Source organism: Planktothrix sp. FACHB-1365 (assembly GCF_014697575.1).
Lineage (GTDB): Bacteria > Cyanobacteriota > Cyanobacteriia > Cyanobacteriales > Microcoleaceae > Planktothrix.
Genome location: NZ_JACJSC010000010.1, coordinates 88070 through 112958, shown reverse-complemented (window position 1 = coordinate 112958; position 24889 = coordinate 88070). Strand labels below are relative to the sequence as shown.

20 protein-coding genes and 1 pseudogene are annotated in these 24889 nt (G+C 39.8%); 13 read left to right on the top strand and 8 right to left on the bottom strand.

Translation table 11 applies throughout. From position 1 onward, the window contains the following. Window positions 1-15 precede the first annotated feature (15 nt). The gene (locus H6G57_RS13860) at window positions 16-684 is read left to right on the top strand and encodes a phosphatase PAP2 family protein (RefSeq protein ID WP_190519448.1); all 669 of its coding nucleotides are present in this window, start codon (window positions 16-18) and stop codon (window positions 682-684) included. Between the two features lie 14 nt (window positions 685-698). Then, the gene (locus H6G57_RS13855) at window positions 699-2480 is read left to right on the top strand and encodes a glycosyltransferase family 39 protein (protein ID WP_190519447.1); all 1782 of its coding nucleotides are present in this window, start codon (window positions 699-701) and stop codon (window positions 2478-2480) included. Window positions 2481-2527: 47 nt separating this feature from the next. On the opposite strand, the gene H6G57_RS13850 is transcribed toward H6G57_RS13855, so the two are convergent. Then, entirely contained in the window at window positions 2528-2941 is a 414-nt protein-coding gene (locus H6G57_RS13850; RefSeq protein ID WP_072719485.1) for a thiol-disulfide oxidoreductase DCC family protein, read from the bottom strand. Window positions 2942-3334: 393 nt separating this feature from the next. On the opposite strand from H6G57_RS13850, the gene H6G57_RS13845 reads away from it, so the two are divergent. Then, window positions 3335-6730, top strand: a complete 3396-nt coding sequence (locus H6G57_RS13845) for a diguanylate cyclase domain-containing protein (RefSeq protein ID WP_190519446.1) — start codon at window positions 3335-3337, stop codon at window positions 6728-6730. A 213-nt stretch (window positions 6731-6943) separates the two neighbouring features. Here the strand turns inward: H6G57_RS13845 and H6G57_RS13840 are convergent, their stop codons facing one another. Next, window positions 6944-7195 carry a MoaD/ThiS family protein gene (locus tag H6G57_RS13840; RefSeq protein WP_072719487.1) on the bottom strand — a complete coding sequence of 84 codons (252 nt, stop codon included), beginning with the start codon at window positions 7193-7195 and terminating at the stop codon, window positions 6944-6946. Window positions 7196-7382: 187 nt separating this feature from the next. On the opposite strand from H6G57_RS13840, the pseudogene H6G57_RS13835 reads away from it, so the two are divergent. Beyond that, window positions 7383-8568 (top strand): annotated as a pseudogene (locus tag H6G57_RS13835) (RNA-guided endonuclease InsQ/TnpB family protein). Window positions 8569-8788: 220 nt separating this feature from the next. Here H6G57_RS13835 and H6G57_RS13830 read toward each other — a convergent pair. Beyond that, window positions 8789-8911: a photosystem II protein Y gene (locus H6G57_RS13830; RefSeq protein ID WP_190519445.1), complete on the bottom strand. Its 123-nt coding sequence runs from the start codon at window positions 8909-8911 to the stop codon at window positions 8789-8791. Between the two features lie 447 nt (window positions 8912-9358). Between H6G57_RS13830 and H6G57_RS13825 the strand changes: the two genes are divergently transcribed. Together H6G57_RS13825 and H6G57_RS13820 are read left to right on the top strand one after the other, a co-directional pair. Next, a complete protein-coding gene (locus H6G57_RS13825; protein WP_199314291.1) occupies window positions 9359-11194 on the top strand; it encodes a VWA domain-containing protein in 1836 nt (611 codons plus the stop codon). A 201-nt stretch (window positions 11195-11395) separates the two neighbouring features. After that, a complete protein-coding gene (locus H6G57_RS13820) occupies window positions 11396-13300 on the top strand; it encodes an iron uptake porin (RefSeq protein ID WP_190519443.1) in 1905 nt (634 codons plus the stop codon). A gap of 74 nt (window positions 13301-13374) precedes the next feature. Here H6G57_RS13820 and H6G57_RS13815 read toward each other — a convergent pair whose 3' ends face one another. The 3 genes from H6G57_RS13815 to H6G57_RS13805 all read right to left on the bottom strand — a co-directional run bounded on the left by H6G57_RS13815 (window position 13375) and on the right by H6G57_RS13805 (window position 16715). Then, complete coding sequence (locus H6G57_RS13815; protein WP_190519441.1) at window positions 13375-14898, bottom strand: hypothetical protein; 1524 nt, start codon at window positions 14896-14898, stop codon at window positions 13375-13377. Between the two features lie 99 nt (window positions 14899-14997). Next, a complete protein-coding gene (locus H6G57_RS13810) occupies window positions 14998-15654 on the bottom strand; it encodes a nitroreductase family protein (RefSeq protein WP_190519439.1) in 657 nt (218 codons plus the stop codon). 77 nt (window positions 15655-15731) lie between these two features. Beyond that, window positions 15732-16715 carry a GntR family transcriptional regulator gene (locus tag H6G57_RS13805; RefSeq protein ID WP_190519437.1) on the bottom strand — a complete coding sequence of 328 codons (984 nt, stop codon included), beginning with the start codon at window positions 16713-16715 and terminating at the stop codon, window positions 15732-15734. A gap of 232 nt (window positions 16716-16947) precedes the next feature. Between H6G57_RS13805 and H6G57_RS13800 the strand changes: the two genes are divergently transcribed. The 6 genes from H6G57_RS13800 to H6G57_RS13775 all read left to right on the top strand — a co-directional run bounded on the left by H6G57_RS13800 (window position 16948) and on the right by H6G57_RS13775 (window position 21509). Continuing rightward, window positions 16948-17688 (top strand): dienelactone hydrolase family protein, encoded by a 741-nt coding sequence (locus H6G57_RS13800; RefSeq protein WP_190519435.1) that lies wholly within the window; start codon window positions 16948-16950, stop codon window positions 17686-17688. 204 nt (window positions 17689-17892) lie between these two features. Continuing rightward, window positions 17893-18777: a S1 RNA-binding domain-containing protein gene (locus tag H6G57_RS13795; RefSeq protein ID WP_190519433.1), complete on the top strand. Its 885-nt coding sequence runs from the start codon at window positions 17893-17895 to the stop codon at window positions 18775-18777. A 92-nt stretch (window positions 18778-18869) separates the two neighbouring features. Further along, window positions 18870-19832 (top strand): N-acetylglucosamine kinase, encoded by a 963-nt coding sequence (locus H6G57_RS13790; protein WP_190519432.1) that lies wholly within the window; start codon window positions 18870-18872, stop codon window positions 19830-19832. Between the two features lie 86 nt (window positions 19833-19918). After that, window positions 19919-20350: a DUF4351 domain-containing protein gene (locus H6G57_RS13785; RefSeq protein WP_190519430.1), complete on the top strand. Its 432-nt coding sequence runs from the start codon at window positions 19919-19921 to the stop codon at window positions 20348-20350. A 207-nt stretch (window positions 20351-20557) separates the two neighbouring features. Continuing rightward, window positions 20558-20776 (top strand): transferase hexapeptide repeat containing protein, encoded by a 219-nt coding sequence (locus H6G57_RS13780; protein ID WP_190519428.1) that lies wholly within the window; start codon window positions 20558-20560, stop codon window positions 20774-20776. A gap of 223 nt (window positions 20777-20999) precedes the next feature. Next, window positions 21000-21509: a GNAT family N-acetyltransferase gene (locus H6G57_RS13775; protein WP_190519426.1), complete on the top strand. Its 510-nt coding sequence runs from the start codon at window positions 21000-21002 to the stop codon at window positions 21507-21509. A gap of 131 nt (window positions 21510-21640) precedes the next feature. On the opposite strand, the gene H6G57_RS13770 is transcribed toward H6G57_RS13775, so the two are convergent. Further along, window positions 21641-22927 carry a GH25 family lysozyme gene (locus H6G57_RS13770; protein WP_190519424.1) on the bottom strand — a complete coding sequence of 429 codons (1287 nt, stop codon included), beginning with the start codon at window positions 22925-22927 and terminating at the stop codon, window positions 21641-21643. Between the two features lie 442 nt (window positions 22928-23369). Between H6G57_RS13770 and H6G57_RS13765 the strand changes: the two genes are divergently transcribed. Beyond that, window positions 23370-24038: a leucine-rich repeat domain-containing protein gene (locus H6G57_RS13765; protein ID WP_190519422.1), complete on the top strand. Its 669-nt coding sequence runs from the start codon at window positions 23370-23372 to the stop codon at window positions 24036-24038. A gap of 63 nt (window positions 24039-24101) precedes the next feature. On the opposite strand, the gene H6G57_RS13760 is transcribed toward H6G57_RS13765, so the two are convergent. Continuing rightward, a complete protein-coding gene (locus H6G57_RS13760) occupies window positions 24102-24761 on the bottom strand; it encodes a DUF1361 domain-containing protein (protein ID WP_190519420.1) in 660 nt (219 codons plus the stop codon). Window positions 24762-24889 lie beyond the last annotated feature (128 nt).

The window sequence follows — 24889 nt, the reverse complement described above, 5'->3', positions numbered from 1 at the left end:
TAAACGTGGGAGATAATGCGTTTAACTTTCAATCGTCGATTTATTTCGTTTAAAAAAGCCATTTCTCAACAGCAAGCTTGGATTTGTCTGGTAATTTTAGTTCCTTTTATCTTACTTTCTGTTCGATTTAATTTTAAAGAAGATTTATTACTAGATCAAATTTTAATTCAAGTCCCCCATCAAATCTTTCCTCAGAGTTGGGATGATGTTTTTCGGTTTTTTTATTTATTAACCGGGGTTAAAGGAACAGCCGTTATTATTGCTTTAACCCTAGGGTTACTCGTTTGGAAACGCTATTGGATTGAAGCCAAAGTTTTAGCGTTTTCCACCTTGGGTATTTTAATTGTAGTCGATGATATCCTGAAACCGCTAATTTCTCGCAGTCGTCCCCCAGATCGATTAGTTGAATCTGTCGGAAGAAGCTTTCCCAGTGGTCATGCGACAGGGAATGTTTTGTTTTATTTTTATATAGCTTATCTCCTCGCAGAACGTTATCCCAAATCAACACCCTATATCTATGGATTTGCTACCCTCTGGGTACTGATTATTGGCTTTAGTAGTGTTTATTTAAGATGTCATTGGCCGAGTGATATTCTCGCTGGGTATGGTTTAGGCTATATTAGTTTAACCCTGAGCTTGGCGTGGTTAAAAATATCGCGTGAACATCATAAAATTAGGAAATAGTCAACCGTCAACCCATGTTATTTAATCAATCTTTTAAAACCATCTGGAAATCCTGGGAAAATTATCCCAAAGTCCTTTGGGGAATAACCATTCTAGGATTATTATGCCTGAGTGCGATCGCATTTTTAAGTCATTTAGGCGATATTGGGTTAATCGATAAAACCGAACCGATGTTTGTTGAAGCCGCCCGACAAATGCACCTCACTGGCGATTGGATTACGCCCTATTGGAATGGGGAAACTCGCTTTGATAAACCGCCCTTAATTTATTGGTTAATGGTGATGGCTTTTCAAGCTGTAGGAGTCAATGAATGGGGGGCACGATTACCGTCAGCTATAACCGCAATTTTATCGACTTTTTTGGTATTTTATACCCTGCGTTATTTTGGAAAGCAAGCCTCTTTACTAGGGGAAATTAAACCTTCTACCCTGCGTCAACAGTGGATTGGAGCCTGGTGGGGAATGGCAATGATGGTGTTAAATCCGGCTTGGATTGCTTGGGGACGCACGGGGGTTTCCGATATGCTTTTAGCCAGTTGTTTAACGATTTCATTATTAGCATTTTTCTTAGGTTATGCTCAACCCCAAACTCGCCAACAAAAAGCTTGGTATTTTACATTTTATACCTTTTCTGCTTTAGCCGTTTTAGCCAAGGGGCCGATTGGAATTGTATTTCCGATTTTGATTATTGGTGCCTTTTTAATTTATACCCAACAATGGCAAAGGGTGATTTGGGAAATGCAGTTATTACCCGGAATTTTAATTTTTATCATCATAGCAGTTCCCTGGTTTATTTTAGTCACCCTTGCCAATGGTCAAGCTTATTTAGACACATTTTTTGGACATCATAATTTAGAACGATTTACCAGTGTGGTTAGTAATCATCCTGGCCCTTGGTTTTATTATTTCCCTGTAATTTTAGTAGCGTTATTACCTTGGTCTGTCTATTTACCGATAGCAATTTATCAAGTCAAATTTTGGCAACTTCAAGAGTGGCGTTCTCAAGATCGTTCTCAACAGTTAGGTGTATTTGCTTTATTTTGGTTTGTGATTATTTTCGCTTTTTTTAGTGTATCTGCAACCAAACTACCCAGTTATGTTTTACCTTGTATTCCCGCCGGAGTAATTTTAATCAGTTTATGGGGAAATCAACAGAATAATATTGAGTCAAATCAAACTAAAATATCTCTGCCTTTTTTAATAACAGGTATTGTCAATGTTTTAATATTATTAATATTAGCAATTGCCAGTTTTTTAAGTCCGAAACTGGTGGGAGAAGATACTCCTAATTTTGATCAATTATTACAAACCAGTCATTTACCCATAATATCAGGAATCATCTGGTTAATCGCCAGTGGAATTACTGTTTATTGCCTTTTTCAACCTCGATGGAGACGAACAGTTTGGATCGGAAATGTTCTAGGATTTTTAGCATTTATGAGTTTAGTTGCCTTACCAGTGGGTCAATTATTAGATACTCAAAGACACTTACCTCTGCGACAATTATCCTTACGAGTTCAACAAGTTCATCAACCCAATGAACCCCTGATTACCATTGGTGTCTTTAAACCCAGTTTGGTATTTTATACCCAACGCCGGATCTATTTCATGACCTACGATATTAAACAACGATTATTAGAATTATTTCCTTTAAATCGTCCCATTGATACCATTTTAATGATTACAAAACCTAAAGAAATTGCCAAATTAGGATTAAATTCTTCGGAATATCAAGTTTTAGAAAATCAAGGCGGTTATCAATTAATTAGAATTAAGCGAGATGTGCTATTAAAATAATAAAGGTGGAGAAACCCCACCTCAAATAGTTCAGCCAGAATTTGGTGTTAAAGATTACATTTACCCTTTGTACAACAACTGGGATAAGTAGACTGATAAGGAGTTGAGCGTTTACCAAATAATAAATATCGATGATCCCGAACTTGTTCATAAAGGCGATCGCCGATCCATTTTAACCCAGGTAAGGCTCGATAAGTTGCGACAAAAATTCCTCCTGCGGGTAAAAGTCTGCCAATTTCTTCCGCCGCGTCACTTCCTTGCCAACGGTGATTAGGTTGATTCCCATCAATTAAAATCATACCTAAGTTACACTCGCCGGGAGTAATGGCAAAATGGCTTAACCCTTGCTCATCCTGCATAGGAATATAGGTAAACTGGTGTCCTTGATCTAAAATTTCTAACAGTTGCACCAAGGTAACACATAAGTTGCAATTCCCGTCATAGATTACATGATATGTCATTAAATTAGCCCAGAGTCACAATCCGATAGTGTTACCATGCTCTTATAGGATAAAACATTTCTAACCATCCAGGGAATTAAGAAGTGATATTGATTCAAGAATCACCTCTATCTAAAGAAATAGGGGAATTCATCAGTATTTTTGTACCAGTACCGTATCAAGCCTAATCTGTACAACGCTTAAAGTTCCGTAATATCACTGTTTCCGACAGATATTTTTTTGAGTAAACTAATAGGTTTATCTCGAAAATTTTTTATGATCTAGGATCGTTTAAATCCTCATCTTAAAATCTTTTTTTTCTGTATAAGCCAGTTTTCTTAGCTATAGATAGAGGGAAATACCGAAAGATTGAGGTTAAAATTGATAGCCATCTCAAAAACTGGAATTGTCAATATGAATCAGAATGGAAGCCATCACTCTTGGCAACTCAAAACTCATCTACAACAATCTTTTTTTGAGAAGAAAAAGACGGATTTTGAGCGTTTTTCCCGGTCAATGGGTTTAGACTTAATCAGTTTAGTGCTAAGTGTGCTGTTAGGTTTGTATTTGAACAGTTCGGTTTTGAATATTGTCTTACGAGATTTTTTCAATATTCAACTTGATAGGGCCTTTTGTCTGGTTTTAGCGGGAATCAGTTTATGGCTATGGTATCAAAACTCTTCATTTGTTTTTCAGAAATTTACACTATTTTGGCTTAAATTTCAGGGTGTGTATCAACTCGCCTGTCAAATCCTCCAACAGTTTTTACCCAGAATATTTTTAATGGGGTTATTCCTACGAGGATTAATCTTTTTAGGGTTCCATTATCCCCTCTACAGTCGTGAACCTCAAGAGATGATCCAAAATCTGACGAATTGGGTTTTGTTTCTAATCTTTATTGGGTGGATCATCCATCACGTTAATTATATGTCCTACGGCCATTCTCAAGCTGAAGACTCAAACCCTCTGGAACTAAAACAGAACTTACCACCGGGGGAAAATGACACTTCCCAACCCCAAGAAAAGCTTTATCAAGCTCTTTTATCTGCCCCCTATCCAATGATGCTACACACCAAAGATGGCGAAGTCATTGAAATTAATCAGAGTTGGGCAGAAATTACAGGCTATACAGTGGCTCAATTACCCACCATTTCAGCCTGGAGCGAACGGTTAACGAACCCAGAACCTCTCCCCAGCACTAAAAATTTAGTCGGGGGATCTCGTTTACCTGAACGTCGCCGAGATTATCTGATTACAAATCATCAAGGCTATCTGAGAATTTGGGAATGGAGTTCCCTGACCTTCGGACAATTGACCGATGGTAAAACATTACTGCTGAGTACAATCGTAGATATTACAGAAGATCAACCCACCCAAACTTTCATTCAACAATCTCAACAATCTAATGAACAACTACAACTTTCTTTATTACAATGGACAGCCGAATTAACTCAGGCGAATGATGGGTTACAAGAAGAACTCCAACGTCGTCAACAAATGACATCGGAACTTTATCAAGTGAGTGAACGCCTTAAACAATTACTTCGCAGTAGTCCGGCGGTGATTTTTAGTTGTCAACCCCAACCCCACTATCAAATTACATTTATTAGTGACAATGTATATACGCTTTTAGGATATGAAGTTACTACTTTTTTAAAGGAAGAAAATATTTGGCACGACTATGTTCCAGAGGAAGAAAAATCTCAATGGCAGGATGCTTTTATTCAGGTGTTAACAACTGGAACCTATATTCATGAAGCTCGTTTTTTACACGCTCAAGGTCATTGGCGTTGGTTACGGTTAGAAATGCGATTGATTAAAGATGGGCGCGGAAATCCCTTAGAAATTGTGGGTTATTTCGTTGATATTACTGATCGCAAAGAAGCTGAAATGCAACTTTTAACAACACAAAATCGGTTAAAAACAGTGATTGAAACTGTGGGCAATGGAATTATGCTTAGTGATGAACAGGGGAATTTTTATCTGTTTAATCCTCAAATGACAGAAATTACCGGATATACCTTAGAAGAAGCTCAATCTCATTCCGATTTTCTGGCTTTATTATATCCAACGCCTGAAGGTTATCAAAAGGCACAAGACCGATTAAAAAAAGTGATTGCAACGGGTTCAATTTTTAATTTAGAAACGACAATTCAAGCAAAAAATGGGCAGTTAAAAACCTTACTGTTATCAACGGTGATGATGCAAGATCAGCAACATCGGTTATTTTTATCGACGTTTCAAGATATTACACCCCTCAAACGCGCCGAAAAAGCATTGTGTCAACTGATTGTTCAAGAACATTTAATTTGGGAAATTACCCATCAAATTCGTCAATCCTTGAATTTAGATGATATTTTAAATGCAACGGTTAAAGAAGTGCAACAGTTACTCGAATGTGATCAGGTTTTAATTTATCGAATTTTTCCAGATCGGCGAGGTAAAATTATTGCTGAAACCGAACCCGATGAATCGTTAAAATTCTTGAGAAACCGACAATCTGAAACCCCTTTAATTCCTCTGGAATGCTATGAAAATTTTAATCAAGGTCGGATGCGAGTGATTAATGATATTAATCATGATCCGATTCATTCAGGAATGTTAAAGGTCTTAAAATATTGGGGAATTTGTTCGGCAATTATGGTTCCTTTATTTGAACAAAATCAACTTTGGGGACTCTTAATGATTTGTCAAAATCATGGCTTACGCCATTGGTTACAGTGGGAAGCGACGTTACTGCGACAAATTTCCGAACAAGTTGGAATTGCCTTACAACAAAGTCAACTTTATCAACAAACTCAATATCAAGCTCGTCGTGCTCAAACGTTAAATCATGTGATTCAATTTATTCGTCAATCCTTGGATTTAGATACTATTTTTTCCACGGCTGTTGCTGAAATTGTCACCTTATTACGGGTGGATCGCGCTTGTATTTTACAACATCTTCCCCAAGAAGAACAATGGAAAGAGGTGGCTTCCTATAGTTATGATCGCAATACAACTCCTGCAATTCTTTCCCCTATTCAGCAACTCAATCACTTAGAAACTGAAGATCTAACTGTTCCAAATTCTCAAGAAATTCAACATTTAACCGGAATTTCTGGAACTTGGTTGCCGATTCCTTTGCGGGTGGGTTCTCAAGTTTGGGGCTGTTTGGGGTTACTTAAACATCAACATTTAAGGGGCTGGAAAGAATCGGAAATCGAGTTAACTTGTGCCATTGCTGATCAATTAGCGATCGCGATTCAACAATCTGAACTTTATCAAGAATTACAAGTTGCTAACCAACAATTAAAACGCCAAGCCACCGTTGATGGTTTAACTCAAGTCGCCAACCGTCGCCGCTTTGATGAATATTTGGAACAGGAATGGCAACGCTTACAACGAGAACAAGGTTCTTTAGCTTTAATTATGTGTGATATTGACTATTTCAAACAATATAATGATTACTACGGACATCCGGCCGGAGATAGTTGTTTGAAACAAGTTGCTCAAGCAATTGAGAATACGTTACGACGCCCTGCGGATTTAGTCGCTCGTTATGGTGGAGAAGAATTTGCCATTATTTTACCCAATACGAATCAGGATGGAGCGATTCATGTCGCACAACACATTCAAGCGGCGGTTTTACAACTAGAAATACCCCACGATAAATCAACAATAAGTCAGTGGTTAACTTTAAGTTTAGGGGTGGCTTGTACCCTTCCCTCTCCTTTAACGTCTTTCTCTGTGTTAATTGAGGCTGCTGATCAAGTCTTATACCAAGCCAAACAACAAGGACGTGCCCGTTATTGTGTTCAACCTGTGTAGAATTTACGGTTTTGGAGAAATATCGATTCCCAATGAGAATGTAGGGTATAAAATTTTATGCCTAATAGGGGTTTCGTTTTTAAAACAGGTGTGATAATATACTATTGTGATGAAATTTTGGGGACTGAGCGCTCTGTTGAACTGAAAGGGGGAGAGCGCTCTTCATTAATTCCAACAAATCAATAGCGGTGAATCCTCTTAATTCCCTTAAAATTAACCGCCACTAACCGGGGGAATTAAAACAACTTCATCTCCATTTTTTAGAGGTGTCTCAGCACTGGCAAATTCTAAGTTAATGCCAAATTGCGTTAGATTTCGCCATTTCTCCAGTTCAGGATGCTCCTGAATACAGTGGTCTAAAATTGCAGATACAGGTGTTTGAGGCGGAAGGTGTAACACTAATTCGGAAACACTGTAGGCTTCTTGAAAGGCTGCAAAGAGTTTAACCGTAACGGTGATGGACATATTGAGAATCAAGACTTAAAAAATATTATGATACAAGTCTGGGAGATTGAAAACGAGCGTGTCTATGCCTTACGGCAGGCTACGCCAACAGACAACAGATGAAAATCGACCCAAGGGGTTTTAACCAAGCGTGAATATTTTCCTAATTTATGTTAACATAGAAACAGGTCGAAAACACGAGAATTTCATGATAGTTTTAGAATACAAAGTTAAAGGCAAACTTGAGCAATTCAAAGCGATTGATCAAGCCATTCGTACAACTCAATTCATTCGCAATAAAGCAATTAGATACTGGATGGATAATTCCAGAGAGTTGAAAATCGACAAGTTTGCCTTAAACAAATATTCCACTACTCTTAGAAAGGAATTCTCTTTTGTTAACGATCTAAATTCAATGGCAGTCCAATCCGCAGCAGAGCGGGGATGGACTGCCATTAGTCGTTTTTACGACAATTGTAAGAAAAAGATTTCGGGTAAAAAAGGATATCCCAAATTTCAAAAAGACTGTCGTTCTGTTGAATATAAAACAACAGGATGGAAGTTACACCCAACCAAAAGGCAAGTCACCTTTACCGATAAAAACGGGATTGGCAATCTTAAATTACTGGGGAAATGGGATCTCCATACCTACAATCTTAAAGACATCAAACGGGTGCGATTGATTCGTCGTGCCGATGGCTATTACTGCCAGTTTTGTCTGGGTATTACCGTTACCGATGTTCAACCTAGAACCGGGAATGAAATCGGATTAGATGTTGGAATTGAGTCATTTTACACAGACTCTAACGGACATCAAGAACCCAATCCCCAGTTTTTGAGAAAGGCGGAAACGTCTATTAAAAAATCTCAGAGACAAATCTATAAAAAGGTTAAGGGTTCATCAGGTAGACGGAGAGCTAGAAAAGTTTACAGCAAAAAACACTTAAAAGTAAGCAGGCAACGGAATGAACACGCTAAAAGACTAGCGAGTAACGTATGCACATCAAACGATGTAGTAGCCTATGAAGATTTAAGTGTTAGAAATCTGGTTAAAAACCACTGCGCGCGCTAAATCAATTAGCGATGCTAGTTGGTATTTGTTCCGGCAATGGATAGAATATTTTGCAGCTAAGTTTGATAAATTAGCAATTCCGGTTCCACCCCATTTCACTTCGCAAAAATGTTCTAATTGTGGGGTGATTGTGAAAAAATCTCTATCAACCCGCACCCATATTTGTAATTGTGGATGTGAGTTGCATAGAGATACAAATGCTGCAAAAAATATTCTCAATCTGGCCAAACAAACTAGGGATGGGCAATCCCGAAGTAACGCTACAGGAGTTGGAGTCTCTACTCTTCTTGGGGCTACCCTGGTTGAGCAAATTCTGACGTAGAATGTAGAATCCCCGTCTCTTCAGAGCGGGGAGTGTCAAGATAACAAAAAAAGCAGCTGATCGTGGCTTGGAATGAAAAATCAAATTGTTATTTTTTCCCCCTAGAGAAAACTTTAAAAATTAGCTGATCTTAACGTTAATTTGAACCCTTTTAAAGCCAAGAAAAACCCTATCCCGTAGAATTCCAGGATAGGGTAAAGCATCGCTTAAGAGTTAATATTTAACTTTTATTTAAAAAGCCTTGAACTTGTCTGAGGGCGATAGCACCAATATTATAGAAAGCCCATCCCGCCGCAGCCAGCAAGGGTAACAGAACAATGAGAATCCGAAAATCGAAATCCATAGATTTTCCTCCTAAAATTTTTTAAACGTCTGTCATCTTTTTATTGTGATCGTATTTTTGTCTTTACGGGTCTTAAATTTCCTCCCCGAGCAGAAGTTGGGGTTCCCAAGACCCAAGACCCAAAAAACTGATCTTTGACTTTTTAGCGATTAGCTAAGGTTTCGCTAATGGCCTAAAGTCAAGCATGATAAGGAGATTCTATCAGATTTCAGGGGTGATGGAATGAGAACCCTCCTTAAAAATGTGAAGTTTTGTTAATTATCTTCAGGGAAAGTCCCCAAAACCGAGCCAAAAAAAGCAAATCTTAAATTTTGAGGGATTTGAACCTTGACTGGGCACAATAGAAACCAGAGCAATTGGGAGATAGGCTATGTTAACCCGATCACACTTGTGATGACAGCTTTTGATAAATTTTGAAGTTTTGGCTGATCTTTAGGAGTTTAAATTATGATTCAGGTTAACTATTCGCTTTCTCATTCATTAATTGCGACGAATACGGCTGCTACTGTTGATTTAATTCTAAATTTTAATGGAGAAAAAACAGCAATTGTTTCTTCTCGACGACCGTTAAATTTAAGTTTAGTCATTGATCGTTCAGGTTCAATGGCGGGCCAACCGTTGCGTTATGCTATTCAAGCCGCCCAAAAGTTAGTTGAATCCTTAACAGATCAAGATATTGTTTCTGTTGTCATTTATGATGATAATGCTGATTTAATTTTACCTCCTCAACCCGTTAAAAATCCATCGGAAATTTGTAAAATCCTGGGCAAAATTAAAGCCGGAGGTTGTACCAATTTAAGTGGGGGTTGGTTATTAGGCTGCGAACAAGTGAAATCTTGTCTTAATCGTGAATATTTAAACCGGGTTTTATTATTAACTGATGGACAAGCCAATGAGGGAATTACCGATCCTCAAATCTTGACAAAAACGGCTCATAAACAATCAGAACAGGGTATTATCACAACTACATTGGGATTTGGAACCTATTTTAATGAAGATTTATTGATGGGGATGGCTAAGGCGGCGGGAGGAAATTTTTATTTTATTCAATCTCCCGATGAAGCCACGGATGTGTTTCGGATTGAATTAGAAAGTTTAACCTCCGTAGTCGGCCAAAATTTAACCGTAACATTACACCCCGAATCCTCGATTGAACTCCGAGAAATCTTAAATAATTATCGAACAACTTCCACTGAAAAAGGCTTAGAAATTTTTGTCGGGGATGTTTATGAAATAGAAGCCAAACAGTTAGCCGTACAATTAGTAATTCCGGCTCAAAATACTATCGGTCAACTCCCACTGATCTCGATTCATTATCAATACCAAACCCTTGTTAATGACAGTATTGAGCAGCTTTCGGGAGAATTACCCATTACCATTAATATTGGTTCTGAAGCAGACGCTCAACAAGTTCAACCCGATCAATCCGTTTTTGAACAAACCAGTAAATTGAGAATTGCTCAAGTTAAAGAACAAGCGATCGCCTTAACCGATAAAGGAGAGTATCAAAAAGCGGCGGAAACCTTACGATCTGCGATTCAAGACATTCAACAAAAACTCTTAAACGAAATCTTTGAAATTGCTGAAGAAATTGAACAATTAGAATATTATGCTCAACGGATTGAAACCCAAAATTTTGATTCCGTCAGCCGGAAAGAAATGCGAGATCAATCCTATCAAACCCGAACTCGCAACCGAGAAGACTTAAATTTACGAGGAATTGCAGCCGGAGATGCTGATAGTTTAGAGGCCGTTTCCAGTTTTGAACAAGGGGTATTAGTTGAATGTATCCGACAGGGCGGAAAATTAAGAGTTCGAGTCATTTCAGACGGGTATAATCCAGAGTTTAATGTGCAGTTTCCCCGCCATCTTCGAGAAGAAGGAGTTACTTATATTGTCGAAGAAATTAAACTTTCCGCCAATGGAGATTTTTATCGAGCTTCGGGAACCATTAAACGGTTAGTCAAACCCGGAGAAGAACGTAAAGCTGGAACACAGAAAACCCCAAAAACGACTAATTTACAAGCCGCTAAAGCCCCTAAATCCTTTGCTGATTTAGAAACCACAGATACCGTCGGAAATGGCGTGATTATTCAATGTGTGAAAGAAGGCAGTAAACTTCGGGCGCGAGTCGTTTCCGATGGTTATAATCCTAATTATAATATTCGCTTTCCCCGTGATATTCGCGCTGAAGGCGTACTCTATGTAGTTGATGAAGTTCGGGAGTCTTCCGATGGCAAATCCTATGTTGCTTATGGCAAAATTCGCCGTCTGACTCAATAGAATTGGAGGCTAACCGTTAACCGTCAGTCATTAACTCTGTAACTCTTGACGATTGACAGAATAGTGATACTCTCTGAATGGGTATTGCTAGAACTGCCATCAAGTTCTGAATCCATTGAGTCGCCTGGAAAAAATTCAGGTAGAATGGGGGCAGACTTGATAAAATTTATCAAACCTAGACCCGTGTGAGGAGCAAATAGAGTGTCGAAAATACTACTGAAAGCATGGCTACTCAGTCCTGCCGTCCTAGGAGCGAGTCTAGTCGCTCCAACAGCAGCATTTGCCGAGTTACCCGTGACTGAGGCTCAACCCAGTGCAATTGCAGCAGCAACCGAAGCACCTGTCTCGGCAGAAACCGCCCTGGAGCCCACCCAAACCGAGTTAAAAATTAGTGAGCAAGTCTCTGTGACTCCTCTGGACACATTGACCCTCACCCCACCACAACAGTTAGCTCAGGTTCCCGTGAATCCTCATGCTGGAGTTGGGCCAAGTAGAGGCATCGAAACTCCTGCTAACGCGGAAATTCCCATGGCGGATCTCGACGCAGCACCTCAAGCCGATACGGTCACGAATGCCGAGGTGATGCAACAACTGAATCAGTATGGACGTGAGGGAAGAGGCAGCAAACGTCAAGCTCAAGTCACATCCGTATCCCAACTGTCTGACGTCGAACCCACAGCTTGGGCCTTCCAAGCTCTACAATCCTTAGTAGAACGCTACGGTTGTATTGCCGGATATCCTGATGGCACCTTCAAAGGAAATCGGGCTTTAACTCGTTTTGAATTTGCAGCCGGGGTCAATGCCTGTTTAGAGCGGATCAATGAACTGATTAATGCCTCTACAAAAGATTTAGTCACCCGTGAAGACTTGGCCAAACTGCAACGCCTAATGGAAGAGTTTGCAGCCGAATTAGCCAGCTTACGGGGACGGGTCGCTGTATTAGAAGCTCGTAGCGCAGAACTTGAAGCCAATCAATTCTCCACCACCACTAAACTGCGGGGAGAAGCAGTGTTTTGGGCAGGCGAGGGTGAAGGAAATCGGGCGAGTCGCAATGTCGTGGGTCAGTTTGCTGATGATAGCGATGATCCCACCCAAGCGTATTTAGGCTACCGCGCTCGTTTAAACTTTGATACCAGTTTCACAGGTCAAGATTTACTCAGAACCCGTTTACAAGCCCAATCAATACCAACGTTGAGTGATTATGATCTCTTCAACACCTTAATGGCTCGGACTGCGATTGATGGTTCCTCTAATAACGTTACCTTAGATAACCTCACCTATCGTTTCCCCTTCTCGGAAGGAAAAGGTTTAGTTTGGATCGGCGCCAAAGGGTTAGCCTTAGATGATATTCAAGATGTTCTGACACCTTTTGGGGATGATGCCAGTGGCGCAATTTCCCGATTTGGACGGTTCAACCCGACAACCTTCCAAGGCCCTTCAGGTACAGGATTAGGTGTGGAATACGCCTTTAGCCATTCCTTTAAAGCGAACGTTGGCTATATGGCGGATGACGCTTTTGCTTCTAGTGCCAGTGAAGGTAAGGGTCTATTCAATGGCAATTACAGTGCAATGGCGCAGTTAGTCTTTGCACCGATGAGTAATCTAGCTTTATCTTTAGATTACAACCACCGTTACTTCAGCAACGATAACGTATACGTCACAGGCGGTACGGGAAGTTGGATCGCCAATAAACCCTTTGGTGAAAATGCCACAACCACTGATAACTTAGGCTTCCAAATGAACTGGAGAGTGGCCCGCAGTTTCTCCATCGGGGGCTGGTTCGGGGCAACTTGGGCTGATCAGAAACGCGGTGGTAATGCCGATGCGACGATTATCAACTGGGCTGCGGTGTTAGGGTTCCCCGATCTTCTACGTGAAGGAGATAGTGGTGCTTTAATTGTGGGGATGCCTCCTAAAGTTACCAGTCATGATATTAGTGCTTTAGAAGATGAAGATACTTCTATTCATATTGAAGGTTTCTATCGCTTCCCCTTCAGCGAATACGTTTCGATTACACCCGGTTTCTATGTTGTGACCAATCCTGATCACAATAGCAACAACGACACAATTTTTGTGGGGACTCTGCGGACAACCTTCCGCTTCTAAATTCCCCTTGAATTTAACCTGTCAAAAAACCCAGTTTCCTTGAGAAGCTGGGTTTTTTTAAGGGGTAATTGGGTTTATGGTAACGGAATGTGGGTGGCCATTTTTTCGTTATTCGCTCCATAAACTTCTAGGGGAATTTGGGCATTTTGACTAATCGTTTCTAAAGCAACTGTCAGGACTTGAACATGATTTTCAGCTTCAGAACGTTTTTTAGAATCTCCCGTTTGATCTGCGGTTTTAGCCGTAGATTGGATTTGATTCACATAATCCGATGTTAAACGAACTGTGATTACATTTTCATTGATACTGTAGTTACAAACTTTGGGATTTCCACTACATAATTTACTTAAATCTTGACGCGCTTTAGTTAAACGAGAGGCAACGCGATTTTGAACATCGGCCCGTTTCCACGAATCATTATAGGTAGTTAAAAGCGGTTTAATTTTAGCAGCATAAGAACTACTGGCTGGAACTTGTTTGCCATAACTCACCGCCCGACTCCAATAGGTAACGGCCTCTGACCAAGCCCCCCGTTGTTCTAACAGTTTAGCTTGTTCGGCATTATTAACCGCTTGATTATAAGCCTCTAAACCCACTTGTTCAATGGTTTTGCGATCGCGGGCTTGCTCTAATTTGGGTTGATACCGGGCTAATAAAACCTGTGCAGATTGGTAAGCGGTTGTCCCATAGGGAATGGTTGATAAGGTATTAGCAGCCGTTTGCCAAGTCTCAAACACCTGTTGCCAACTGTCTGCATATTTTGCCACCCCTTGTCGGGCCTCTGCCACTTGGGCTGCTTTTTTAGCTGTGGTTAAAATTTGTTCTCCATCCCGTTCTAATTTTAAGCGACCTCTGACCTCGGCTAAATTCCCTCGATATTGTTGCCATCGAGCTTGAGCAAAGGGATAAACAATACTTTCACTCGGAACTTGTTCTAATAGGGCGATCGCTTCTTCCCATAACGATTGCATTTTCACCCAATCTTCGATGGGATGGGGAGGATTTTGACTTACGGCTGAAGCTTGGGCTGCGGTTTTTAAAGCTTTAACCACCGCGTTAAACTCATTAGATTCTTTCTGATAAATCGATAAAAGGGCTTTCGCTTCAGGATAATGGGGCGACCAAAAGGGAATGGTTTTTAAGAGTTTAATTCCTGATTGTAAATCCTGTTGAGCAATCATAGGAGCTTGAGCAGAACTAACCGTTTCAATGGTTTGTTTAGATCTTTGACTAAACTCTCTGGCTGCATCAACTTCCTGACATTCTCCCATCACACAGGGGCGAGTTACTGTATAAACACATCCAAAAACTACGACTAAAACCGCCGCAACTTGAGTGAGAAAAACAGGATTAAATCGTTGACTCAGGGGGTGTTTTTGTTCTTCTTCTGTTTCTTCAGAAATTGAAGGTTCTGAATCAGCAGATGAACTTAAATTCTCTAAATCCTGGGGATCAAACGGATTATCGTCTAAGATCTGTTCGTTTTCTTCCTCTTCTAAAAAGGGATTTTTAGCTTCTCCCTCAGAAGAATTTTGCAGATCTTGTTCTTGTTCGAGGTTTTGTTGTTTTTGCTTGGGTTCTAAAATTGCTGTTTTCATAATTTTGCCCGGAGTCTAGGAAAGATTCTACAACTTGAAATTTTAGAGGTTGAATTTGGGATAAATTTTATTAAGGTCTTCTGGAAAATCGATTAAAAATTAACTTTTCCAGTCTTCCCCATAGGATTCTGCATAACAGACTTGTTCAACGGAAAACCTTCCCCCATATTTTTTAAAAGGTTTTGCTGCATATCCTAAAGCCAGGAGACAACAAACATCAACCTCTTCTGGGATATTAAATTCAGCTTTGACTTGAGAGGCGATAAATCCCTCCATCGGACAACTATCGACGCCGTAGGCTTGTGCCACAATCATAATATGAGCAACGGCTAACATGGCTTGGCGGTTTGTCCAGGCTTCGATCCCTTCAAAGGAAGGATGTTTCTCAAAGGTATTGGAAATGGCGGTACGAATATGATCGGCATAGGTATCGTTAATCGCGTCTTGATCTCGACCGAGTTGAATTACCGATTCAATATAATCCGGTTCTGTAACACGGCGATCGCTACAACAAATTAACACAACAGGGGCTTCTGTTACTTGACGCTGATTAAACGCACAAGCCTGGAGCTTTTCTTTACTATCGAGATTGCGTAAAATAATAAACCGCCAGGGTTGTAGGTTAAATCCAGAGGGCGATCGCATTCCCAAACGTAAAATTTCTGAGAGAATTACTGAAGGAATCAAGGTCGGTTCAAATGACCTGACAGCCCGACGTTGCTCAATCGCGTGTCTCAAATTAATCGATGGTTCCATAGGATCGTTTGATGAGTGGTTCAATTTTATCTCAAATGTTGCTCATCGCAGGAGACTAGAGAACAAGGAAGAGGATGTCAATTTAAACCTAACTCTCGTTTCAGTAAATTAATTGACTCTGCGCCAATATAATTGGGACAGTAGACTAATTGGGGTTGACGAATCAGTTCCTCGCGGTTGGTATGAACAAGATCTTTAACTATGCCATAACTGGCTTGATCACAAACAACAACCCGGGCTGTGCGAATAATAGAATTAATTTTATAATTATCCGTTAATTGGGCTGTCATTACCAAAATATCTTCTCCTCGTAGACTGTGAATAATCACTTCTGTTGCGCGTAATAACCCGGAACTGAGGCTGACAATTCCTAAATAAGTTCCTTTCGGTAAATCTCGAACTAATTCAATTTCTTTGGCAAAATTATAAATATCAACGGGGATGACTCGCACGGATCTGGGGGCTGCGATCGCTTCAGCTTGTCCAATAAAATAGCGACTGGTAACAACAGTTCCCGATGGCACTTTTTCTAAAAGATTGGTTAACTGTTCAATGGGTACTAACTGCACTGGAATTTTTAAGGCTTCTTCTAACTCTTGAGCCATTAATTGTCCAATGCCAATATCTTGAGTCGGGGCTGTGACCAGGACTCTCGCACTACACCGTAATCTCCAATCAATTTCCCCTAAAAACATTTCTCTGGCTTCATTTAAGCTGCATCCCTGAGATAGCAATTCATCTAAACTGCGTTGAATAATTTTATTAGCTTCGGGATACTGGTCTAAAATTGGTGAATTTAACCGAGATCCGCCTTCATGACCTAATGCTCGGACATAAATTCCTGATCCCGCCTGGGCGTCAACTAAGCCATGCTCTTCTAACTGTCGATACACTTTGCTAATAGTGTTGCGGTGTAATCCTGTTTCCATCGCCAATTGACGAGTGCTGGGTAAACGGTGTCCAGGGGGAAATTGACGAGATGCGATCGCAAACCGAATTTGATTAAATAGTTGGTTAGAGGCGGGAATATCGCTATCCGGCTGAATATAAAATCGAACCATCTTTACATCTCCAAGGCAATTAAAATCAAATTAACAAACACTAGCAATTTTTAAACCTTAATATAATTTAATCCTGATTTAACCCTCTGTCTTGATGATCCATTACTACAATGTTAGAGTTATTATTTCGTAATTAAGCTATTAACATAACGATAATAATAGTTTCTATATTACCTGATTTTGGTATATCTGGGTATAGGATTAACAATTATTGATAACGCCGTGAAAAGTTATGACAAATCAACCTATTCGTGCCACTCAAATTCAGGTTCCTAACGGAGAATTACAGATTGATGCCTATCTGGCTGAACCCACCGCAGAGGGTCAATTTCCAGGTATTGTGGTCATTCAAGAAATTTTTGGGGTAAATTCCCATATTCGAGATGTCACCGAACGCATCGCCAAAGAAGGATATATTGCGATCGCACCCGCCATTTATCAGCGTCAAGTGTCCGGTTTTGAAATCGGTTATACTCCAGCCGATATGACATTAGGTCGAACCTACAAAGCTAAAACCACCGCCCCAGAACTATTAAGCGATATTCAAGCCACCCTGAACTATTTGAAAACCCTCCCCAACCTTAACCCAAAATTCGGTGCCATTGGCTTTTGTTTTGGCGGTCATGTTGTTTATTTAGCCGCTACCTTACCCGATATTCAAGCCACAGCTTGTTTCTATGGCGGTGAAATAGCCACAATGACTCCGGGTGGGGGTGCGCCTACCCTGACTCGCACAAAAGATATTAAGGGGGTTCTCTATGGCTTTTTTGGTACAGAAGATCCCCTCATTCCCAACGAACAAGTTGATCAAATCGAAACAGCCCTGCAAGATTATCAAATTCCCCATAAAATTTTCCGCTATCAAGCTGATCACGGCTTTTTCTGCGATCAACGTAGCACCTACAACGCCGAAGCAGCCCAAGATTCCTGGATGCAGGTTAAAGAACTGTTTGATCAGCAGTTAAGAGCTTAGGGAAGCAGGGGGAAGCAGGGGGAGCAGGGATAACTGATGACTGATGACTGATAACTGATGACTGATGACTGATGACTGATAACTGATTACAGTCAACCCGTCCAACTATGTTATGCTCAAAGGATTGCCGTGTTGTTGAAGACGAAAGCAACGTTATAAGCAGGTTCCTAACAGATTAATTTTTGTTTTTCTTTACTTTTTGCTATGGCTACTAAAAACCCGTCCTTTTCTCTTGATGATTTTGCCAAAGCCCTAGATCAACACAGTTATGATTTACATAAAGGGCAAATCGTTAAGGGTCAGGTAGATTCATATACCAGCGATGGTGCATACATTGACATTAAAGGTGCTAAATCTCCCGGCTTTATTCCCAAAAAAGAAATTTCCGTTATAGACGTTGAAGATATTTCCGAAATTCTTCCCTTAAAAGAAGAACGGGATTTTCTGATTATTCGGGAGCAAAATGCAGATGGTCAAATATTACTTTCTATCCGACAATTAGAAATTAAACAAGTGTGGGATGATCTGATTGAGATTCAAAATAAAGGTCAATCTTTACAAGCAAGAGTCACGGGAGTAAATCGAGGGGGTGTTACCGTGGAAGTTCATTCCTTACGAGGGTTTATTCCGCGATCGCATCTGTTAGAAAAAGACAATTTAGAATCGTTAATTGAACAATCCTTAAGCGTCACCATTTTAGAATTAGATGTTGAACGGAATAAAATTGTTTTATCCCAACGGTTAGCCTCTCAATCCCTGGGTTTTAGTCAATTAGAAGTCGGTCAACTGGTAGAAGGAAAAGTCATGGGTGTTAAACCCTTCGGTGTTTTTGTGGATATTGAAGGAGTGACGGGACTAATTCATATTAAAGAAGTCAGTCAAAAATATGTTGAATCTTTAGCAGAACTTTTTCCGATTGGTCAAATGATTAAAGCAATGGTCATTAGTTTAGATGAAGGTCGCCATCGGATTTCTCTATCCACCCGAATTTTAGAAAATTATCCGGGTGAAGCCGTTGAGAAATTATCCGAGGTCATGGAATCTGCTGAAGCTCGTGCAGAACGTGCTAAAAAGTTAATTAATCTGTAATTCAACTTTCGGGTTCGTGGAACAGGCATCTTGCCTGTTCCACACAGCCAACACTTGGCTTACCCTATTCGACCTTTTAAATTACAACTTTCATGATTCATGTATTAGGAATTGATGGTGGCGGTTCTAAAACGGTTTGTGTGTTAATGAGTGCTGATGGCAAAATATTAGGGCACGGACAAGCAGGGCCATCGAATTATCAAACCATTGGCATTGAGGCTGCTAAAATAGCCATTATTTCAGCGATTAAACAAGCGGTTGAACATAGTTTTTTAGCCTTAGAAAGGTTCGTTCCGATTCAAGGGATTAGTTTAGGATTAGCTGGGGTTGGTCGTTCAGAAGATATTGAAGTTATCCGCAATTTAATTGAAGAGATTCAAACCTCCTCAGAATTACCGATTGACTGGAAATTAACTCCAGAAAATATTATAATTAATAGTGATAGTGTGATTGCCTTAGTAGGTGGTTTAGGTCACTTTGTTGGTATTGTTGTCATCGCAGGAACAGGTTCTCATATCTTCGGAAAAAATCATCAAAGAATCAGTAAACGAGTCGGGGGTTGGGGGTATCTGTTAGGAGATGAAGGGAGTGGTTATGATATTGCGATTCAAGGGTTAAAATCGGCGTTACGTTCTTATGATGGTCGATTAGAATCAACCCAACTAATTCCTGCCTTTCAAGACGCTTTAAACTTAAATTCCATTGAAGAATTAATTCCCGTTGTTTACCGTCAAGGATGGGGAGTTAAAGATATTGCCAGTTTAGCACCAATTGTGGATCAAGTTGCAGCTTCCGGTGATCCGATTGCTGAAAATATTATTAAAAATGCAGCCCATGAATTAGCCTTAGCTACAGAAGTCGCCATTAACCATTTATTTGAACCCACAGACTCCTTTGAAATTGTGGTTATGGGAGGAGTTTGGAAAGGATTAGCGAATTTTCGCCGTCAATTTGAAGCAGAAATTAATGCGATCGCACCTTTAGCAACAATTATCTCGCCGCGTCATGAACCTGCTTATGGTGCAGGATTGTTAGCATTAGAAACACTAACTTAAAATTCAATAAAAACTATACCAAATGTCTACAATACTTGATCCTTATTTTGTAGTACAATTAATGTAACTGATCCAGTATTCTGGCTATGCGACGAGATCCCATATTTTACCAATTATTCCAACAATCGCCAGAATTGTTGTTCATAGAAGCTCGAAATTTGTTAGCACGTTCACGACAGGAATTATCGTCAGAAACAAGTCGTGCCATCATGGAGATGCTAACGACGATAATGGTCTATAAATTCACAAATCTAAGTCGGCAAGAGGTTGAAGCAATGCTAGGAATCACACTTGAGCAAACACGGGTGTACCAGGAGGCAAAAGAGGAGGGACGTGAAGAAGAAGCAAAATCGCTAATCCTGCGACAATTGACTCGACAAGTGGGAGAACTGCCTGAGTCCGTGAGAATACAAATTCATACTTTATCGCTGATGCAACTGGAATCCTTGGGGGAGGCATTATTGGATTTCTCTAATCTGTCTGATTTAGAGATCTGGTTAGCCCAACAGGGACAGTAGATTCGTACTTCAAGTTGTGGGCTAAGATCAAAAGATTCCTGCTACCGCATAAATGATATGACAACCGCAGCACTTGTTATTCATAGCGACCCTGACATATAAGGACGGGGTTTCTACCCAAAATTTTCGATGAATGTGTCCCACGACCTTAATATTTTGCTAACTTAGTTAGTAGCTAAATTACCCCTAATATTCTCAGGAGGAAAAATGTTAGATGAAACGACTCTTGAACAACGCCTAGTAACTCTTGAACGAGCGGTTGCTGACCTTCAAGGCAAGTCTCAGAGCCAGTCTACATCAGAAAACTGGCTAGAAAAATTGATCGGTTCAGTTTCCGAGCAAGCAGCTTTTATAAAATCTTTAGAATATGGACGAGCTTTTCGTCAAGCTGATCAACCCTTTGTTCAAGGGAATCAAGAATTGTGAAATATCTGCTCGATACCGACCACATTAGTTTCCTACAGCGAGGTTCAAGTTTAGAATATACTCGTTTAACCGATCAAATGAGTCAACACTCACCATCAGATTTTGCTTTATCAGTTGTTAGTTTTCACGAACAAATACTTGGCGCACACGATTTTATCAATCGTGCTAAAACAAATACCGACACTCTTCGTGGATATACTTTGTTATTAGAAATCCTTTGAATATGATTCATCTACGATCCGCCACCCCCGATGATTTGGATTTGTTGCGACACTGGGATGAACAACCTCACATCATTTCCTCAGATCCTAACGATGATTGGGGTTGGGAAGTGGAACTTCATCGTACCCCAGATTGGCGGGAACAATTGATTGCGGAAATGGATGGTCGTCCTATTGGATTTGTTGAGATCATCGATCCAGCCCGTGAGGATGACCATTATTGGGGTGATATTGCAACAAATCTTCGGGCTATTGATATTTGGATTGGAGAAGAACAGGATTTGGCCAAAGGCTATGGAACAGAAATGATGCAGCTTGCTATTGCTCGATGTTTTGCAGTATCGACTGTAAGGGCTGTCCTTGTCGATCCCCTAGCTAATAATACTCGCGCCCACCGCTTCTATGAACGTTTTGGCTTTAAATTTGTGGAGTCACGGCGGTTTGGTAACGATGACTGTTTTGTGTATTGTCTGAATCGGGAAGATTGGCAGTCTAGCACTAATTTAGCCTGACTGTAGTTGCAGATTCAGTTGATTTCAAAGGGATTCAAAAAATGTTCCCTGCTATAGCAGAATGATAATTAATTTTAGTTGCGGGGGTGGGTGCGCTTCTGCTGACGCACCCAACGATAGGGAGTGATCGGTTATTTTTTGGGTGCAGGTTGTCGCCACTTCTTCCCAAATTCATCTAAAGTAGCAGGAGGAATTTGACTTTGTAACCAATCTAAAGCCGCAGCTTGGTTGGGTAAACCTTTGTAATATTTACAGACATCTTGTAATTTAATACTGGGTATGGGTAAGGTTTGTTGATTCCATTGTTGAGCTAATTCACTTAAAATTGAGGGGGCAATTTTTTCCTGTAACCAACGCAAGGCTTGATCTTGACTCGGTAAACCCCGATAATATTTACAAACATCAATTAACTTAACGGAAGTGGTTTGAGCTTTGGGTTGATTTCGCCAGAGTTTAGAAAATTCTAATAACGTGGCTGAGGGAATTTGTTGTTGTAACCATGTTAATACTTGATCTTGACCTGGATTTCCTTTGTAAATTTTACAAATATCAATCAATTCAATACTAGGAACAGGTGCAGGTGTGGGTGTGGGTGCAGGTGTGGGTTCTGGAGTCGGTTCAACGTTCCCTACAGGTAATACAAAAGAATCTGAACGTCCCATTAATGCTGTCCAGGTTTTTAACCCAGCAATTCCATCCGCTTCTAACTGTTTAGTTTGTTGAAATTTGATTAAAGCTGTTTCAGTTCCAGTCCCAAAAGCACCATCAATCACCCCCGGATCATAACCTCGATTTTTCAATAAGTTTTGAATTTTTTCAACTTTTGATCCTTTATCTCCTTTGCGAATACTTTCAAATAAATTAACATCTACACCGCCACTAATTCCTTCTATTTGACCTTGATCGGTAAATTGCCAAAAAACCCAGCTTTTCCAACCGCCAGGAATCATCGGTTGTTCGGCTGTGGTATAGTGAGCAATCCAGAGGGGATAATCGGAAAAACGAGTGGTATTGAGTTTTTGCCAAAATCCAGGATAAGTGTAGATAATAGGACGAAAACCGGTTTCTTTTTCCATCACATCTATCCATTGTGCTAACCGATCACACAATGCTTTTGCTTCTAATCCTCCCATAGTTTCAATATCTAAAACCGGAGGAAGATCACCCTCTTGAAGTTTAACAATTTTCAGGAAATGATAGGCTTGTTTAATCGGATCTGTATCCGGTTTGAAAAAATGATAAGCACCCCGAATTAAACCATTGGCTTTTGCTTGTTCCCAATAGCGCTTAAAAACGTCACAAACAAAGGTTTCTCCTTCCGTTGATTTAATAATAGCAAAGGCAATACCAGAACGGGCAACGGCTTGCCAATCTACGTTAGGCTGGTAATCAGAAACGTCAATCCCGCGAATACTCATTGGTTTAGAAGTTTAGAAATTAGGAAAGTTAGCGATCGCTGTGTCAATTGTTATTTTAATCGAAATATTTTACAATACAGTTTCTATTTTAAACGATCATTATCAAAATTAAAATTATCGGGTTCGGACTTTTTGCCTCGACCCTAGTGGCTGACTCACCGCAGCGATCGTGATGGCGCTAGGAGATCTGCAAAAATTGCCCCAGACCCAATATTGAAACTGTTGCTTGTTCGTCAGTTACAGCTTTTTCAGCCATTCCTTGAACAGGGGACCGATGATCTGACCGACAAGGGGAATCAATGATGATTGAAAAATATCCTAACTTTGGTGATATGCTACCCTAACAATAGGACAACTTAATGGAGTTCTAAAACGCTCTATAAACTCCATTAAAACGTCACTTTCCAGACTTAAACGTAACCTTTTAAGAGGATTTAAACCCATGAATCAATTATTAGAAAAAAGGACATTTAAACAGAAGCTATGGGAGCTTTTATTATTGTTCACTGTTGTAGGTTTTCCGGCTGCAAGTTTAGCACAATCACAACCGGATACACCTAGTTTTAAAACCTTTCAAGATTGGTGTTCTAATCGTCAACAGTTGTCACGTGAAGCCAGGAGAACTGTGGATGTTTTATTACAACAGGTGGGAACTTCCGATTGCGATCGCGCGAATCAAACACTTTCTCAACAAGAACGGTTAGATTTAAGTACCTTTCTCATCTCAGATTTAAGTCCCTTAAAAGGATTAACCCATTTAACGTCATTGAAGCTTAATAATAACCAAATTTCTGATCTCACTCCCTTACAAAGTTTGAATAATTTACAAGAATTGGATTTAAGTTTTAATCGAATTACGGATATTAGTCCATTGCAACCTTTAACCCAATTAACCCGAATCAATTTAAGTTATAATCAAATTTCTGATATTTCCCCCCTTCAGAGCTTAACAAGTTTAATTGAAATCTATCTCAACCATAATAAAATTGTTGATATTAGCGATTTAAAAGATTTAACGAAACTTCGTTTCTTATTTATTCAAGATAATCCCCTCAACTCTACTCAATGTCCAATTAATCCAAAATATGTTTGTCGCTTTGATCGGGAATAATCTAGGCGTTGTCCAAGCCATTAAGAGATTCAAAATGGCTTTTATCCTCTCTCCTATTTTAATTTATCGCTTGATAATTTCTTCGGGTTCTAATTCATCTAACCCTAAATAAAGCCGTCGAAACTGAAGCATTAAACCAAACGTAACCTGCTTCATTAAAGTATAGGATATTGTAATCGCAATGAAAGTAATAAAAATGACAAATAAAGGCTTTTTAGTTGTTAAATCATCTAAGGTTTTAATGAAAACCACATCCGGCTGAGTGACTAAATCCCAACTATTAAACCGCCGAAAGCGTCCCATAAATACTCCAATAGCACACAAAATATGGGTCAAGATTTCCGACAGAAAAATATATTGTTTTGCTCCTTCCTTTCGGAGATAATGATTTTGATTAATTAACGAGACAACATAAGCTTCCAACCCACTCAGAATGGCAAAAACATGAAGGGGAATAAAAATTAGAGTAATAATCCAAATCGAATATCCCGCACGAGTGGCGCGAATTAAATGAATAATATCCGTGAGTAAATAAGGCGCGTTGGGTAAAAAAGCAATAAAAATGACATAAATAATCCACCAAAACCAAGTTCGAGAAATATTTCTTCTCCGAAATAGCCAAAAACTTAAGACTAAGGGAATAAACGCCAAAAACAGATTCCAAATAATCCAACCACTGTGTCGATCAAAGACCTCTAAGGCATCCGCTAACAGTTCTCTCATAGATTTCTGCGTTTATGGTAAAATTGTGTTTGTTTAGTATAACAACTCCGTTCTCAGGAATTCCATAAACTCCTATGATTGGGGGCTGTATTCCCTCCTAGTGTTGGCAACTTTCAGGTTAAAATAGA

Coding starts and splice junctions, on each gene's coding strand:
- H6G57_RS13860 (WP_190519448.1), top strand. CDS start 16: ATGCGTTTAACTTTCAATCGTCGATTTATTTCGTTTAAAAAAGCCATT.
- H6G57_RS13855 (WP_190519447.1), top strand. CDS start 699: ATGTTATTTAATCAATCTTTTAAAACCATCTGGAAATCCTGGGAAAAT.
- H6G57_RS13850 (WP_072719485.1), bottom strand. CDS start 2,941: ATGACATATCATGTAATCTATGACGGGAATTGCAACTTATGTGTTACC.
- H6G57_RS13845 (WP_190519446.1), top strand. CDS start 3,335: ATGAATCAGAATGGAAGCCATCACTCTTGGCAACTCAAAACTCATCTA.
- H6G57_RS13840 (WP_072719487.1), bottom strand. CDS start 7,195: ATGTCCATCACCGTTACGGTTAAACTCTTTGCAGCCTTTCAAGAAGCC.
- H6G57_RS13830 (WP_190519445.1), bottom strand. CDS start 8,911: ATGGATTTCGATTTTCGGATTCTCATTGTTCTGTTACCCTTGCTGGCT.
- H6G57_RS13825 (WP_199314291.1), top strand. CDS start 9,359: ATGATTCAGGTTAACTATTCGCTTTCTCATTCATTAATTGCGACGAAT.
- H6G57_RS13815 (WP_190519441.1), bottom strand. CDS start 14,898: ATGAAAACAGCAATTTTAGAACCCAAGCAAAAACAACAAAACCTCGAA.
- H6G57_RS13810 (WP_190519439.1), bottom strand. CDS start 15,654: ATGGAACCATCGATTAATTTGAGACACGCGATTGAGCAACGTCGGGCT.
- H6G57_RS13805 (WP_190519437.1), bottom strand. CDS start 16,715: ATGGTTCGATTTTATATTCAGCCGGATAGCGATATTCCCGCCTCTAAC.
- H6G57_RS13800 (WP_190519435.1), top strand. CDS start 16,948: ATGACAAATCAACCTATTCGTGCCACTCAAATTCAGGTTCCTAACGGA.
- H6G57_RS13795 (WP_190519433.1), top strand. CDS start 17,893: ATGGCTACTAAAAACCCGTCCTTTTCTCTTGATGATTTTGCCAAAGCC.
- H6G57_RS13790 (WP_190519432.1), top strand. CDS start 18,870: ATGATTCATGTATTAGGAATTGATGGTGGCGGTTCTAAAACGGTTTGT.
- H6G57_RS13785 (WP_190519430.1), top strand. CDS start 19,919: ATGCGACGAGATCCCATATTTTACCAATTATTCCAACAATCGCCAGAA.
- H6G57_RS13780 (WP_190519428.1), top strand. CDS start 20,558: ATGTTAGATGAAACGACTCTTGAACAACGCCTAGTAACTCTTGAACGA.
- H6G57_RS13775 (WP_190519426.1), top strand. CDS start 21,000: ATGATTCATCTACGATCCGCCACCCCCGATGATTTGGATTTGTTGCGA.
- H6G57_RS13770 (WP_190519424.1), bottom strand. CDS start 22,927: ATGAGTATTCGCGGGATTGACGTTTCTGATTACCAGCCTAACGTAGAT.
- H6G57_RS13765 (WP_190519422.1), top strand. CDS start 23,370: ATGAATCAATTATTAGAAAAAAGGACATTTAAACAGAAGCTATGGGAG.
- H6G57_RS13760 (WP_190519420.1), bottom strand. CDS start 24,761: ATGAGAGAACTGTTAGCGGATGCCTTAGAGGTCTTTGATCGACACAGT.